The sequence below is a fragment of the Pigmentiphaga sp. NML030171 genome (genome assembly GCF_002188635.1).
Lineage (GTDB): Bacteria > Pseudomonadota > Gammaproteobacteria > Burkholderiales > Burkholderiaceae_B > Pigmentiphaga > Pigmentiphaga daeguensis.
This window is the reverse complement of record NZ_NINX01000011.1, coordinates 34,375-49,768: the sequence shown is the minus strand read 5'-3', so window position 1 is coordinate 49,768 and position 15,394 is coordinate 34,375. Positions and strand designations below refer to the sequence as shown.

At 67.1% G+C, this 15,394-nt stretch carries 12 protein-coding genes; 3 read left to right on the top strand and 9 right to left on the bottom strand.

What is annotated here, in order from left to right:
* Positions 1-94 precede the first annotated feature (94 nt).
* Positions 95-817 carry a GNAT family N-acetyltransferase gene (locus CDO46_RS02070; RefSeq protein ID WP_087836914.1) on the top strand — a complete coding sequence of 241 codons (723 nt, stop codon included), beginning with the start codon at positions 95-97 and terminating at the stop codon, positions 815-817.
* Between the two features lie 9 nt (positions 818-826).
* Here the strand turns inward: CDO46_RS02070 and CDO46_RS02065 are convergent, their stop codons facing one another.
* The 8 genes from CDO46_RS02065 to metC all read right to left on the bottom strand — a co-directional run bounded on the left by CDO46_RS02065 (position 827) and on the right by metC (position 10,931).
* Positions 827-1,021: a hypothetical protein gene (locus CDO46_RS02065; protein ID WP_087836913.1), complete on the bottom strand. Its 195-nt coding sequence runs from the start codon at positions 1,019-1,021 to the stop codon at positions 827-829.
* Positions 1,022-1,155: 134 nt separating this feature from the next.
* Positions 1,156-3,063, bottom strand: a complete 1,908-nt coding sequence (locus CDO46_RS02060; protein WP_087836912.1) for an ATP-binding protein — start codon at positions 3,061-3,063, stop codon at positions 1,156-1,158.
* A 110-nt stretch (positions 3,064-3,173) separates the two neighbouring features.
* Positions 3,174-5,348 carry a glycogen debranching protein GlgX gene (gene glgX / locus CDO46_RS02055; RefSeq protein ID WP_087836911.1) on the bottom strand — a complete coding sequence of 725 codons (2,175 nt, stop codon included), beginning with the start codon at positions 5,346-5,348 and terminating at the stop codon, positions 3,174-3,176.
* Between the two features lie 93 nt (positions 5,349-5,441).
* On the bottom strand, positions 5,442-6,701 hold the full coding sequence (locus CDO46_RS02050; RefSeq protein WP_087836910.1) for a D-amino acid dehydrogenase: 1,260 nt from the start codon (positions 6,699-6,701) through the stop codon (positions 5,442-5,444).
* A 12-nt stretch (positions 6,702-6,713) separates the two neighbouring features.
* Entirely contained in the window at positions 6,714-7,718 is a 1,005-nt protein-coding gene (locus tag CDO46_RS02045; protein WP_087836909.1) for a tripartite tricarboxylate transporter substrate binding protein, read from the bottom strand.
* Between the two features lie 196 nt (positions 7,719-7,914).
* Complete coding sequence (locus CDO46_RS02040) at positions 7,915-8,694, bottom strand: SDR family oxidoreductase (protein WP_087836908.1); 780 nt, start codon at positions 8,692-8,694, stop codon at positions 7,915-7,917.
* A 16-nt stretch (positions 8,695-8,710) separates the two neighbouring features.
* Entirely contained in the window at positions 8,711-9,646 is a 936-nt protein-coding gene (locus tag CDO46_RS02035) for a 4-hydroxy-tetrahydrodipicolinate synthase (protein ID WP_087836907.1), read from the bottom strand.
* 82 nt (positions 9,647-9,728) lie between these two features.
* Positions 9,729-10,931 (bottom strand): cystathionine beta-lyase, encoded by a 1,203-nt coding sequence (gene metC / locus CDO46_RS02030; protein ID WP_087836906.1) that lies wholly within the window; start codon positions 10,929-10,931, stop codon positions 9,729-9,731.
* Between the two features lie 183 nt (positions 10,932-11,114).
* Here metC and CDO46_RS02025 point away from each other — a divergent pair, with 183 nt between their 5' ends.
* Both CDO46_RS02025 and CDO46_RS02020 read left to right on the top strand, forming a co-directional pair.
* On the top strand, positions 11,115-11,573 hold the full coding sequence (locus CDO46_RS02025) for an Lrp/AsnC family transcriptional regulator (RefSeq protein ID WP_087781515.1): 459 nt from the start codon (positions 11,115-11,117) through the stop codon (positions 11,571-11,573).
* Between the two features lie 16 nt (positions 11,574-11,589).
* On the top strand, positions 11,590-13,902 hold the full coding sequence (locus CDO46_RS02020) for a molybdopterin guanine dinucleotide-containing S/N-oxide reductase (RefSeq protein ID WP_087836905.1): 2,313 nt from the start codon (positions 11,590-11,592) through the stop codon (positions 13,900-13,902).
* Here the strand turns inward: CDO46_RS02020 and CDO46_RS02015 are convergent.
* Positions 13,883-15,298 (bottom strand): amino acid permease, encoded by a 1,416-nt coding sequence (locus CDO46_RS02015; RefSeq protein ID WP_087836904.1) that lies wholly within the window; start codon positions 15,296-15,298, stop codon positions 13,883-13,885. The genes CDO46_RS02020 and CDO46_RS02015 overlap by 20 nt on opposite strands.
* Positions 15,299-15,394 lie beyond the last annotated feature (96 nt).

Below are 15,394 nucleotides of genomic sequence, written 5' to 3'. Positions count from 1 at the left end.
CTCCCTCCCGGGAGGCCTTTTGCCATGGGGCTTTTGGAAAGGCCGGGCTTGGCTTATCTTGGAGCGTTGCACACCAGGCAGAGGCGGGAACGACGTGACGGCCAGATTGAACGAATTCCAACAGCCGGTCGGTGCGGCCCTGCCGGATTGGCAAGGCGCCCGGCTTCCCGATGGCCGAACGCTCGCGGGGCGCTATTGCAGGATCGAGCGCATCGATCCGGAGCGCCATGCGGCCGAGCTTTACGAGGCGTATCGCGATGCGCCCGACTGGCGCGACTGGACCTATCTTTCCGTCGGCCCGTTCGACTCGCTGGATGCCTATCGCCGCTATCTGGAAACGGTCGCGGGCTTGAACGATCCCATGCATTATGCCGTGATCGACCTCGCCAGCGGACAGGCGGTGGGCACGATCGCCCTCATGCGCATCGATGCGCCCAACGGCGTGATCGAAGTGGGCAGTGTCACCTATTCGCCGCGCATGAAGCGCACGCGCATCGCCACCGAAACGATGGCGCTCCTGCTCGGGCATGTGTTCGAAGACCTCGGCTATCGCCGTTTCGAGTGGAAGTGCGACGCGCTGAACGCCCCGTCACGCGCGGCGGCTTCGCGCTACGGCTTCACCTTCGAAGGGATTTTCCGCCAGGCCGTGGTCACGCGCGGGCGCAATCGCGATACGGCATGGTATTCGATCATCGACAGCGACTATCCGGCCCTGCATGCGGCGTATGGGCGATGGCTCGACCCCGCCAATTTCGACGGGCAGGGCCGCCAGATCGAAACGCTGGCAGAGATCCGAAGCCGCGTGGCCCCGGCCTGACCGCCGTTCCTAGCCGCGCTGTTCGGCCAGGCAATGCGGGCAGTAACGGGCGTGCGGCTTCAGGTATCGGCCGCATTCCATGCACAGTGACCCGCCTCGCAACTCGATTTCCCGCAGCCGGCGCCGCTTGCGCCACGACGCGCGGAACTTGAGCAGGCCCAGCAGGAAGGCAACCGCGAGCGAGCTGTAGGCGAGGGTGGTCATGGCACCTCGAAAGCGAGGAATAGGGACCGTTTATTCTATGTTTTCGGTGTTGCATCCTGTAAACATTTCCGCAATGTAATGTTGCAGTGGCGTTTTACATACGGATACAGGTACCGAAGGGCGCGCCTCCGGGTTTATACGGAATGGGGTTCGTGCGGCAGCGTGAACCGGAGCGTGGCGCCCTTGCCGGGTTCGCCATGGGCGACGATGCGCCCCCCGTGGCGCTCGACGATGCGGCGGCAATGCGCCAATCCGACGCCGGTGCCTTCGAAATCCCGGTTGGAATGCAACCGGCTGAACATGGTGAAGAGTTTGCCGGCCTGACGCATGTCGAAGCCGGCGCCGTTGTCGCGTACGTTGATGGCGATGGTCTGCTCGTACTCGTCCGCCCAGACCTCGATCAGCGCGTTGGGGGTATAGCGGGTGAACTTGACCGCGTTGTCCAGCAGATTGACCATGACCAGCCGGATCAGGTGGGGATCGGCGAACACGCGCGGCAGTTTGTCGATGCGCCACGAGACCGTGCGGTCCGCCACGTTGGCGGCCATTTCCGACTGGATTTCCTGCACCATGGTGCCCAGCGGCCACAGCGAGGGCACGATGCCGGCGCGTCCCAGGCGTGACAGCTCCAGCAGCGCGTCGATGGTGCGGTTCATGCGCTCGGCGGTGGTCAGGAGCGCCGACAGCATGGGCTTGATGTCGCCGCCCGGCTGTCCGGCCTTGCGCAGCATGATATCGGCGGCCGACATGATCTGGCGGGCCGGCGCACGCAGGTCGTGGCTGACGGAACTGGTGAACGCCTCGAGTTCGGCCGTCCGCTCGGCCACGCGCAGCTCCAGGGTTTCGTTCAACTGCCGGATCTTGTCCTCGGCCAGCCGGTGTTCCGTGACGTCGACGCAGAACAATTCGACCCGCTGTCTGCCGTCCCGGGTGACGCTGATCGCGGCCAGCTCGACGTCGCGCTTCTGGCCGTCCAGCGCCACCAGCCGATAGGGCCTGAACTCGGCGAAGCCCGGGGCCTGGGCGAGTTCCTCGATGCGCCGGCGGACCTTTTCGCGGTCCTTGTCGACGATGAAGTCCGAGAACGGCCGTCCGATGGCGCGGCCCGACCAGTCCGCCGACAGCATGAGCAGCGCCGCGGGGTTGGCATAGATCAGCAGGCCGTCGACCTGGGTCAGGATGCCGATGGGAGCATGCTCGATGACGGCCTTGTACATCGATTCGCGTTCGATCAGGCCATGCTTGGCGCGTACCGCGTCGGTCACGTCCACCAGCATCATCAGTGTGGCCTGGGTGCCCCCGTCCGTATCGGCGTGGGGCGAGAGGAAGACGTCGAATTCGCGCTTGACGTTGTCGGGCGTGGTGAAGGGCAGCCGGAAACTCGCGGCCTTGCCCTGGGCGGCCTGTTCCAGGTGGGGCGCGCACAGCGAGGCCGCGCGGCGCGGCCACAGCTCGCGCATGGTGCGCCCCAGCGCGACGTCGGCGGGCTTGTCGATCAGGGCCAGGTAGGGGCCGTTGGCATAGGCCAGCGCGCCGTCGGCGCCGGCGATCGCCATGGCGTGCGGCAGGCGGTCCAGCAGCGGCTCCATGTGTGTGGCCGGCCGCGCGGGGCGGTCGAGGGCCGCTCGCGCAGCCAGCCGCTGGCCCGCCGCCTGCGATGCCGACAGGCAGAGGTGAACCACGGCGACGGACAGCAGCGTGGTCACGGCGAACAGCGGCGCGACCGGGACGTCGGGCAGACGCCAGACCAGCGGCAGCGGACCGATCATCCAGTTCCAGAAATCCAGCAGCGAGGTGAAGACCACCGAGGCCGCCGACAGCAGCGTCGATTCGCGCAGGGGTAGCACGATGACGCCGGCGACCAGCGTGGAGATCAACGGCAGGGCGATGGGCCATTGCAGGCCGCCGGTGACCGCGCAGGCCAGCAGGGCCAGCGCGGAGCATCCGTATATCAGGCCCCGTCCACGGACGGGAAGGCGGACTTGGGCGGGGGCAGCGGCTCCGGCGTCGCCTGCCTGGGCGCTTGCTCGGTCAGCCGACATTGGAACTTGGTATCAATTGAAATAAAGGGTTACTTGTGGCAGCCGCGCCGGATTGTACCGGCTTCCCCCGGGGCTGGGAATCGGCGCGGCCATGCAAGAACCAATTTGGTCTATTCCGGCGCGTCGGTCAGGCGGGTCTCGATGTTGGCCAGCACGCGTGCCGAGGCGCCCTTGGCCTCGAGCGCGAACAGCAGCAGGGAGTGCGCGGTGACCTGGTAGACGTCCCCTGCGTTGAATACCGGCAGGTCTTCGCGCACCGGCATGTTGGTGTCCAGCAGGCAGGTCCAGGCATCGGGGCCGGGGACGTCCGGCAGCGTGAAGTTGACCGTGTCGTGATGGGCGTTGAAGACCAGCAGCAGCGTCGCATCCGAGGCCGGGCGCTTGATGCCCGAGGCCTGGGCGCGGCCGTCGATCAGCATGCCGAAGCAGCGCATGGATTCGTCGGCCCATTGTTCGCCGGTCAGCGGCGTCGCGGCGGGCGAGAGCCACTGTACGTCGGTGACGTCCAGGGCTTCGTTGTACTCTCCCGTCAGGAAACGGTTGCGCCGCAGGACCGGCAGGCGCCGGCGCAGGTACAGGAGCTTGCGCACGAACTCCTGCAACGCGCGGCCGTCGTCGTCCACCCCTTCCCAATCCACCCAGCTGATCTCGTTGTCCTGGCAATAGGCGTTGTTGTTGCCCCGCTGGGTGCGGCCGAACTCGTCGCCGGCCAGGATCATGGGCGTGCCCTGCGACAGCAGCAGGGTCGCCAGCATGTTGCGCTTCTGGCGTTCGCGCAGCGCGCGGATGTCGGGGTCGTCGGTCGGGCCTTCGGCGCCGCAGTTCCACGATCGGTTGTCCGAATGTCCGTCGCGGTTGTCCTCGCCGTTGGCTTCGTTGTGTTTGTCGTTGTAGGACACCAGGTCGTTCAGCGTGAATCCGTCGTGCGCGGTGATGAAGTTCACGCTGGCCCAGGGCTTGCGTCCGCGGCGGTTGAACCGGTCGCCCGACGCGGTGATCCGGGTGGCGAAGTCGGCGGCCGTGCCGGCATCGCCCTTCCAGAAGCCGCGCACGGTGTCGCGGAAGCGGTCGTTCCATTCGGCCCAGCCGGGCGGGAAGCCGCCGACCTGATAGCCGCCTGGGCCGCAATCCCAGGGTTCGGCGATGAGCTTGACGCTGGAGAGGATCGGATCCTGGCGGCAACTGTCGAGAAAGCCGCCGCCTTCGTCGAAGCCATGGGTCTCGCGCCCCAGTATGGTGGCCAGGTCGAAGCGGAAGCCGTCCACCTTCATCTCCGCGACCCAGTAGCGCAGGCTGTCCGTCACCATTTGCAGCGTGCGCGGATGGCTCAGGTTCAAGGTGTTACCGGTACCCGTGTCATTGATGTAGTAGCGGGCCTGGTCGGGCAGGAGGCGGTAGTACGAGGCGTTGTCGATGCCCTTGAAGGACAGCGTCGGCCCCATTTCATTGCCTTCGGCCGTATGGTTGTAGACCACGTCCAGGATGACTTCCAGGCCGGCATCGTGGAAGCGGTCCACCATGCCCTTGAATTCCTGCACGGCCTCGCCGGCGAAATAGCGCGGGTCGGGCGCGAAGAAGCCCAGGGTGTTGTAGCCCCAGTAGTTGGTCAGTCCTTTTTCGAGGAGGTGGTTGTCGTTGACGAAGGTATGCACCGGCAGCAGTTCCACCGACGTCACGCCCAGGCCGCGCAGGTAGGAGATGACTTCGGGATGCTGCAGCCCGGCCAGGGTCCCGCGCAGTTCGGGCGGCACGGCCGGGTGCAGCCGGGTGTAGCCCGCCGCATGCATCTCGTACAGGACGGTCAGGTCCCAGGGCACGCGCAGCCGTTCGGGGCGGCTTCCCGACGTCGAGTCGACCACGATGCACTTGGGGACGAAGGGCGCGCTGTCGCGTTCGTCGAAGGACAGGTCCGCGTCCGGATCGCCCACGCGGTAGCCGAACACCTCCGGCGACCACTTCAACTGGCCCGCGTGGGCCTTGGCGTAGGGGTCCAGCAGCAGCTTGTTGGGATTGAAGCGATGCCCCTCGTCGGGGACATAGGGACCATGCACCCGGTAGCCGTACAGCGTGCCCGGCTGCAGGCCGTGCAGGTAGCCGTGCCAGATCTCGTCGGTGAACTCGGGCAGTTCGATCCGTTCGGTCTCATGGCCGTGCGCGTCGAACAGGCACAGCTCCACCTTGGTGGCATGGGCCGAGAACAGCGCGAAATTGGTGCCTCGTCCGTCCCATGTCGCCCCCAGGGGATAGGGGTGGCCTTCGGCAAGTCGATAAAGTCCGTTCGCCATGCTGCTTCTTCCGCTACGAGCCGGGCCATAGCATGCAACAAGCGGGCGCCCAAGTGTCCTACGCGAGGTAAAAGACGTAAGCGGCCCTAGGTTCTAGGCGTGGAAACGTTCCGCCGTCAGTCCGTCCAGGTCGATGGCGGGTTGCCGGCCGGCCACGATGTCCGCCACGATGCGGGAGGTGCCGCAGGATTGCGTCCAGCCGTTCGAGCCATGGCCGCTGTTCAGGAACAGGTTGCTCCAGCGCGTGCGGCCCAGGATGGGCGGGCCGTCCGGCGTCATGGGCCGCAGGCCGGCCCAGAACTCCACCTGGTCCCAGTCCAGTCCCCGCGGGAACAATTCGCCCACGACGTCGACCAGCAGCTTCTTGCGCGCGGGGTTCAGTCCCAGCCCGTAACCGGTCAGCTCGGCCATGCCGGCGGCGCGTATGCGGTTGCCCAGGCGCGAGATCATGATCTTGTTGTGCTCATCCATGACCGCCATGCGCGGGACCGCGTCGGGGTCGGACACGGGCACGGTGATGGAGTAGCCCTTGAGCGGATAGACCGGCAGGTTCAGGCCCAGCGGCCGCACCAGGAACGGCGCATGGCTGCCCAGCGCGACGACGTAGGCATCGGCGCGCAGCGGGCCCTGCGACGTGCGGACGGCGCCGATGGCGTCGCCCTCGCGCTCCAGCGCGTCGATGCGCACGCCGTAGCGGAAATCCACGCCGCGCTGCTGCAGGAAGGCGGCCAGCCCTTGCGAGAACTTGTAGCTGTCGCCCGAGGCATCGGCCGGCATGTGCAGCGCGCCCGCCACCGTGGCGCGGCTATGCGCCATGGCCGGTTCGAGGGCGCTGATGTCGGCGGCATCCAGGATGCGCCAGGGCACGCCGTATTCCTCCAGCGCCTTGGCCGACAGGCGGCCCAGGTCGAGCTCGGCGGGCGTGCGGAAGATCTGCAGCGTGCCGCCTTCATGGAAGTCGAACGAGGGCAGGTCCTCGCCGCTGGCGATCTCGCGCAGGCATTGCAGGCTGTAGTGCGCCACGCGCTGCATGCGCAGCTTGTTGACGCGGAAGCGCTCGGCATTGCAATTGCGCATCCATTGCAGCACCCAGGCCACCTTGCGGGGCTCGGGCAGCGGCGAGAACCGGATGGGGGAATCGCGCTGGACCGACAGCTTCAGCACCTTGGAGATCATGCCCGGCGCGGCCCAGGGGCCGGCGAAGCTGGGACACAATCCGCCCGCGTTGCCGTAGCTCGTTTCCCGGCCGGGGCCGGGCTGGCGCTCGACCACGGTGACTTCGTGACCGTCCTTCCACAGGTAGTAGGCGGTCGCGACGCCGACCACGCCGGCGCCCAGCACGAGTACTTTCATGAACCTTGCCGCTTATTCGACCGTGATCTTGGCCGCGTCGATGATCTTCTGGTAGCGCGCCATCTCCGAGTCGATGTACTTGGCGAAGTCGGCCGAATTCTTGTAGGCCGATTCGAAGCCCAGCGACGACAGGCGTTCCTTCATGTCGGGCGACGCCATGATCTTGGCCGTGGCGGCGTCCAGCTTCTTCAGGATGGGGGCCGGCACCTTGGCGGGCGCCCACAGGCCATACCAGGAGTAGAACTCGAAGTCCTTGAAGCCGGATTCGCGCATGGTGGGCACGTCGGGCAGCAGCGGGCTGCGTTCGCGGCCGGTCACGGCCAGGGCGCGCAGCTTGCCGGCCTTCACGTGCGGCAGCGACGACAGCATGGGATCCATCATGGCCGACACCTGGCCGCCCACCAGATCCTGCAGCGCCGGGGCGGCGCCCTTGTACAGCACGATGGGGATGTCGCCCGTCAGGTGGGCCTCGTGCAGGAACTGCGCGGCGCCGAGGTGGCCGGCCGAGCCGAAGCCGCTGGTCACGAAGGTGTACTTGGTGGGGTTGGCCTTCAGGACGGAGACGAACTCCTGCACGTTGTGGGCCGGGACCGAGGGATGGACGCTGAAGATCAGCGCGCCCTGGGCCAGCATGCTGACGGGGGCGAAGTCCTTGACCGCGTCGAACTTGATGTTCTTCTTGTACAGCAGCGGATTGATGGCGTGGATCGAGGCATTGAAGTACAGCGTGTAGCCGTCCGGTTCCGCGCGCGCGACATAGGCGGCGCCGATCATGCCCGACGCGCCGGCGCGGTTCTCGACCACGATCGACTGCTTGAGCTCGTCCCTGAGCTTGTCGGCGAACAGGCGCGCCGTGTTGTCGACCGCGCCGCCAGGGGCGTGCGGGACGACGATGGTGATCGGACGGGACGGATAATCGCCCTGCGCATGGGCAGGGCTGGCCAGGGCTGCGGCACCGGCCAGGCCGGCGACGGCCAGGGAGGTGTGCAGGAAAGAGCGGCGGGTCGTGCGGTTCATGATTTCCCCATATTCGAAAAACAGAATTGTCTCCGTTTTCTATATATTTTTCGGTTATTAGAAAATGCGCCAGCCGTCCCCCGAAGGGGTGGGCCGGAGCCCGCGCATCCTGGGCCGTTCCGCAAGCGGGACGGCGCGGACGCCTTGTTGTTCTCCTGTTTTCCTTCTTGTTCCCGGATCGCTGTCCAGGTGCCCGTCAGAACGTGCCCGGGTAGCCGCCGCCATCGATCAGGAGGCTTTGGCCGGTGATGTAGCCCGTGTGCGCCGAGCACACGAAGGCGCACAGCGCACCCAGTTCCTCGGCGCGCCCATAGCGGCCGGCGGGGTTGTTGCTGCCGCGTTCTTCCCACAACTGGTCGAAGGTCTTGCCGGTGTCCTCCAGCATGCCCTCGATGTGGCGGCGCTGGGCGTCGGTGGCGAACACGCCCGGCAGCAGGTTGTTGATCGTGACGTTGTGGCGCACGGTCTGGCGCGCCAGTCCCGCCACGAAGCCCACCAGGCCCGAGCGCGCACCGTTGGACAGGCCCAGCTCGATCTGCGGCGTCTTCACGCTGCGCGACACGATGTTGACGATGCGGCCGAACTTGCGTTCGACCATGCCATCCACCGTGCGGCGGATCATCTCGATCGGACCCAGCATCATCGAGTCCAGCGCCTGGTGCCAGTCGTCCAGCGTCCACTTGCGGAAATCGCCGGGCTCGGGACCGTCGGCATTGTTGACCAGGATGTCCGGCGCGGGACAGGCGGCCAGCGCCGCGTCGCGTCCCGCTTCGGTGGTGATGTTGGCGACCACGTAGCGTACCGGCGTGCCGGTCTGCGCGGTGATCTCCGCCGCCGCCTTCTCGAGCGTGGCCTGGGTGCGCGCCGCGATGGTCACGAGCACGCCCTCTTGCGACAACTGGTGCGCGCAGGCGCGCCCCATGCCGCGGCTGCCGCCGAATACCAGCGCGCTCCTGCCTTGGATGCCGAGGTCCATGAGTCGCGTCCGTCCGTCAGGCCGACTTCAGCTCGGGCGAGCTCCAGCCGTATTTCTTGTCGAGCTCCAACTCGCGCACCACGCGCAGGCCCTTCTGCAGCGCCTCGGGCGCCAGACCCTTGAGCGGCCTGCGCAGGTCGCCGGCGGGCAGGCCCACGGCCTTCATCAGCGACTTGATCGCCACCGGGTTGATGGCGGAGTACGAGAAGTGCAGCATGGGCAGCATGTGCAGGTACATGTCGCGGAAGCTCTCGGACACTTCCGGCGTCTTCCAGGGCTTGGAGATCGTCGCGATCTCGGCCGGGGCGATGTTGCCGGTCATGTTGGCGGTGCCGTGGCCGCCCAGGCTCATGGTCGGGACGACCAGGCCCAGGTTGGGCGAGTCGCAGCACATCACGGCCACGTCGGGGCGGGCGCGCAGCACTTGGGCGACCTGGCCCACGCGGGTGGTCGATTCCTTGTGCACGACGTAGTTGGGATGCTTGAAGATGCGCAGCAGGTTGTCCCAGTGCAGGTCGGTCTTCACGCGCGGCGGGTTGTTGTAGATGCCCAGCGGCAGGTCGGTGGCGTCGGCCACTTCCAGGAAGTAATCCTCGATGTCGGACTCGGGACCGCAGATGTAGGCCGGCGCGGCCAGGATGGCGCCGTCCGCGCCGTTGGCGTGGGCGAAGCGCAGGTAGTCGATGGTGGTGTCGGTGTTGTTGCCGGTGCAGCCATAGAAGAACTTCATCTTGCCGTTCTTCATCTTGGCGGTCTCGGCGATGATCTGCTGGCGCTCCTGCTGCGACAGCATCGAGACTTCGCCCGTCGAGCCCATGATCAGCACGGCGGAGGTGCCGTTGTCCTCATGGAACTTGAGCAGGGTGCGGAAGCCTTCGAAATCGACGCTGCCGTCTTGATTGAAAGGAGTGATCAGGGCGACGAACGACCCTTCGATTTTCATCTTAGCCATGGCGATTCCACCGATTGAATAACTGTTACATGATACTCCGCGGGGAAACCTTCGTTCCCCGCGCGAGACCTGGGTTTCTCGGTCAGGCCCGGCGCGCGACGGGGGCCGAATCGATTTCGGCCAGCGCGGCGAAGCCGCCTTCGAGGTCGGCGATCAGGTCGGCCGGGTCCTCCAGCCCGACGTGCAGCCGCAGCGCCTGGCCGGTGTACGGCCACTTGGCGGTGACGCGGTCGCCCGACGGGTTGAAGGGGATGACCAGGCTTTCGTAGCCGCCCCACGATACGCCGATGCCGAACAACTGCAGGCTGTCGATGAAGGCTTCCACCGCGGCCGGCGATGCGGGCTTGAGCACCACCGCGAACAGTCCGGCGGCGCCCAGGAAGTCGCGTTTCCACAGCGCGTGGCCGGGATGGCTGGGCAGCGCGGGGTGCAGCACCTTTTCCACCTCGGGCCGGGTCTCCAGCCACGAAGCCACCTCGACGCCCGACTTCCAGTGCTGCTGCAGGCGCACGTTCATGGTGCGCAGGCCGCGCAGCGCGAGATAGACGTCGTCGGGGCCGGCGGTCTGGCCCAGGTCCTGGGTGGTGCGCTTGATCAGCGGCCAGGTTTCCTCGGTGCAGGTGACGATGCCCAGCATGGCGTCGGAGTGGCCGACGATGTACTTGGTCGCGGCCTGGATGGAGACGTCCACGCCGTGCTGGAAGGGCTTGAAGAACAGCGGCGTGCCCCAGGTGTTGTCCATGACCACCTTGGCGCCGTGGCGATGGGCCACGGCCGCGATGGCGGGGATGTCCTGGATCTCGAAGGTCTCGGATCCGGGCGACTCGACGTAGACCACGCGGGTGTTGGGCCGCATGCTGGCTTCGATGCCGCCGCCCGAGGTCGGGTCGTAGATGGTCACTTCCACGCCGAAACGGCCCAGCACGCGGGTCAGGAAGGTGCGCGTGGGGGAATAGGCGCTGTCGGTCAGCAGCACGTGGTCGCCGGCGGCCAGCAGGGCGGTCAGCGCGGTGGCGCAGGCCGCCAGCCCCGACGGGAACACCTGCGAACGGTGGCCGCCTTCCAGTTCGGCGATGGCTTCTTCCAGCGCGTGGTGGGTGGGCGTGCCGAAGCGGCCATAGGTGGTGGCGCCCGGCTCGTCGGCGGCGCGCCGCTTCTTCTTTTCCTCCCATTCGGCCATCGACCCGTGAAGAATGGTCGATCCGCGGAAGATCGGGGTATTCACGAGCCCGGCGAAACGCTCGGGATGCCTGCCGGCGGTAACCAGCCTGGTCTTCTCTTTCATTGCTGCGTTTGTCCTCGAATGCACAGACGGCGCCGGCGGCGCCGAACCCCATCCGCGATACGGTCGGGCATGGAGAAAGTGTAGGGGGGAAGGGGATTAAATTTTTTTCCTTATTGACACCGGTTTGTCAAAAAATGGGAAAATTATTTATCCTCCAATCTCTAGAATAGTGATTGATTCCCCATGGATAAAAAAGACAGCAATATTCTTTCTATCCTCCAGGAAGACGCCACGCTCTCGGTCAACGAGATCGCCGAGCGGGTCAGCCTGTCCCCCACCGCGTGCTGGAAACGCATCCAGCGTCTGACGCAGGAGGGTGTGATCCGCAAGCAGGTGTGCCTGCTCGACAACCGCAAGCTGGGCGTGGGAGTGACCGTGTTCGTGGCCGTCAAGACCAACCACCACGACCTGCAATGGCTGCAGAAATTCGCCGCCGGGGTGCGCGACATGCCCGAGGTGGTCGAGTTCTACCGGATGAGCGGCGAGATCGATTACCTGCTCAAGGTCGTGGTTCCGGACATCCAGGGCTTCGATATGGTGTACAAGAAACTCATACAGGTCGTGGAACTCTTCGACGTCAGCTCGAGTTTCGCGATGGAAGAACTGAAATACACGACGGCGCTGCCGTTGGACTACGCTTGATCCTGCCGAGACCGCCATGGCCGTAGATGTCAAACGCTTTCCGTCCCTGTCCCACTGGGGCGCCTTCACCGCCGTCGTCGCCGACGGTCGCCTGCAGGCCTGCGAGCCGTTCGCGCTCGATCCGGCCCCGTCGCCCATCCTGCGGTCCATGCCCGGCATGGTCCACTCGCCCTTGCGCATCGCCCGCCCCGCCGTGCGCGAGGGATGGCTGCGCGACCGCGAACGCGCCGATCGCAGCGCGCGTGGCGGCGACCGGTTCGTGGAAGTGGAATGGGACGTAGCCCTGAAGCTCGTGGCCGACGAACTGGCGCGCATCCGGACCACGCATGGCGATGCGTCGATCTTCGGCGGATCGTACGGCTGGTCCTCGGCCGGCCGCCTGCACCATGCGCGCACGCAGACCCACCGTTTCCTGAACGCGGGCGGTGGCTGCGTCAACCAGGCCGGCAACTACAGCTGGGGCGCGGCGCAATTCCTGCTGCCGCACATCATCGGCACCTATTCGCCGGTCACCGGGCGGGTCACCGACTGGAACAGCGTGGCCGCGCACACGCGGCTGCTCGTGGCCTTCGGCGGGATACCGCTGCGCAATACCCAGATCACCTCGGGCGGCGCCGGCGAGCATTCCACGCCGCGCTGGCTGGCGCGCGCCAGGGAAGCGGGCGTCGAATTCGTGGTCGTCAGCCCCACCCGGGCGGACGTGCCGGAAGGCATCGATGCGCGCTGGATCCCCATCCGGCCCAACACGGATGCCGCCCTGATGCTGGCCATGGTGCACGTGCTGTTGGCCGAGGGCCGGCACGCCGCCGATTTCGTGCAGACCCATTGCGCCGGCTTCGACCGCTTCGCCGACTACGTGCTGGGCAGGGCCGACGGCCAGGCCAAGAGTCCCGAGTGGGCGCAGGAGCTGTGCGGCGTGCCGGCGGCCGACATACGCGCCCTGGCGCGGCGCGCGGCCGACACGCGCACCATGCTGACCTGCACCTGGTCGCTGCAGCGGGCGCACCGCGGCGAGCAACCCTATTGGGCGGCGATCGCGCTGGCGGCGGCGCTGGGGCAGATCGGCCTGCCCGGCGGCGGCTTCGCGTTCGGCCACGGTTCCATGAACGGCGTGGGCAATCCGCGGCCGGCCGCGGCCTCGCCCGAGATGTCCTCGGGAGCGAACCCCATCGGCCGCTCGATTCCCGTGGCGCGCATCGCCGACATGCTGCTGCAGCCCGGCGAGCCTTTCGAGTTCAACGGCCGCAAGGACGTCTACCCCGACATCCAGATGATCTACTGGGCGGGCGGTAATCCCTTCCATCACCACCAGGACCTGAACCGCCTGGTGCGCGCCTGGAGCAAGCCCCAGACCATCGTCGTGCACGACAGCTGGTGGACGCCCACCGCGCGCCGCGCCGACATCGTGCTGCCGGCCACCACCACGCTCGAGCGCAACGACATCGGCGGTTCCTCGCGCGACCGCTTCGTGCTGGCCATGCATCAGGCGCTGGCGCCGCATGCGCAAAGCCGCAACGACTTCGACATCTATCGCGAGCTGGCCGCCATGGGCGGCTACGAGCAGGCCTTCACCGGCGGCCGCGACGAGTTCCAGTGGATACGCCACATCTATGACGGCATGGCCGCGGGGTGGCGCGAGGCGGGATTCGAGGCGCCCGGTTTCGAGGACTTCTGGCGCGCGGGACACCTGGAACTGCCCGAGCCGACGCGCGAGTTCGTGCTGTTCGAGGAGTTCCGCCGCGATCCCGCCGCCCATCCGCTCAAGACGCCGTCGGGCCGCATAGAAATCTATTCCGAGCGCATCGCCGGCTTCGGCTACGACGACTGCCCGCCCCATCCGGCCTGGGTGCCGCCGGCCGAATGGCTGGGCGCGGACCTGGCCGCGCGCTTTCCGCTGCACCTGGTCACATCGCAGCCGGGCGACAAGCTGCACTCGCAGCTGGACGCCGGCATTGTGTCCACCGCCAACAAGCTGCACGGGCGCGAGCGCGTGCGGATGGCGGCCGAGGACGCGGCGGCGCGCGGGATCCGGGACGGCGACCTCGTCAGGGTCTACAACGACCGCGGCGCCTGCATCGCGGCGGCCTCCGTGCAGGACGACGTGATGCGCGGCGTGGCCATCATGTCCACCGGCGCGTGGTTCGATCCCCTGGATGCGGCGCTGGAGCGGCATGGCAATCCCAACGTGCTGACCCTGGACGCGGGTACCTCGCGCCTGGCGCAGGCGCCCAGCGCGCTGTCGGCGCTGGTGGAGATCCGCAAGTGGGAAGGCGAGGCGCCGCGGGTGGAAGCCTTCGAGGTGCCGGCGATCAGCGTCCAGGCGGCGTGACCGGTTCGCCGGCCAGCACGGCCTTGCGGCGCGAATACAGGAAATACACCGCGAGGCCCGCCAGCAGCCATACGCAGAAGGCCAGCCAGGTGATCCGGTCCAGGTGCGCGATCAGGAAGACGCAGCAGACGACGGCCGCGAGCGGGACGTAGGGGACGCCGGGGCAGCGGAAGCCGCGGCGCAGTTCCGGATGGGTCCTGCGCAGGACGATGACCGCCAGCGAGATCAGCGCGAAGGCGGTCAGCGTGCCGATGTTGATCAGCTCGGCCAGCACCGCCAGGGGGATGAGCCCGGCGATCAGCGCGAAGGCCAGTCCGACGGTCCACGTCAACGTGAAGGGCGTCGCATGGCGCGGATGCAGGCTGGCCAGCCGCCGTGGCAGCAGGCCGTCGCGCGCCATGGCGTAGAGGATGCGCGTCAGGCCGTAGCTCATGACGAGGATGACCGTCGTCATGCCCAGGATCGCGCCCAGGTCGACCACGCCGGCCAGGCCCAGCTGCCCGGTGCGCTGCAAGGCCAGCGAGACCGGGTGGTCGGAATTGGCGGTGAAGTCCTGGTAAGGCACGATACCGGTCATGACCAGGGTCACGAGCACGTACAGCACGGTGCAGATCAGCAGCGAGCCCAGGATGCCGAGGGGTAGCGACCGCTGCGGATTCCTGACTTCCTCGGCCGAGGACGCGACCGCGTCGAAGCCGATGAACGCATAGAACATCAGCGCGGCGCCGGCATAGACGCCGCTCATGCCGTAGGGCATGAAGGGCGTCCAGTTCTCGGTTCGCACGTGGGTGGCGCCGGCGGCGATGAACAGCACCACCACCAGGATCTTGATCACCACCATCGCGTTGTTGACGCGCTTGGATTGGCGCACGCCGAGCGAGAGCAGGGCGGTGATGGCGGCCAGGACGAGGAAGGCCGGCAGGTTGAACAGCGACGCGCTGCCGGCCACCGCGCCCGGCGCGGCGCGCAGCGCCTCGGGCAGGTGCAGGCCGAAGCCGGCGATCAGCGATTGCAGGTAGCCGGACCAGCCAGCGGCGACGGCCGAGGCCGCCAGGCCGAACTCCAGGATCAGGATCCAGCCGATCAGCCAGGCGGGCAGTTCACCCAGCGTGGCGTAGACATAGGTGTAGACCGAGCCCGATACGGGCAGCGATGACGAGAATTCGGCATAGGACAGCGCCGAGAAAAAGCAGGCGATGGCGGCCAGGACGAAGGACAGCGACAGCGCGGGGCCGGCGATCAGGCTGCCGGTGCCGGTCAGGATGAAGATGCCCGAGCCGACGACCGCGCCCACGCCCAGCATGACGAGGTCGAAGGTGGACAGGCTTTTGCGCAAGCCCGCCGTCTCGCGCTGCGCCAGCATGCTGTCTATGCTCTTGACGCGGAACAGGTCCATGGGCACCTCGCTGGATGTGGTGTCGGCGCGTTCTCGCCCGGTCCGTTGACCGCATTCTCACATGGCTTGCACCGCAAGGCGATTCTTGTCCCAGGG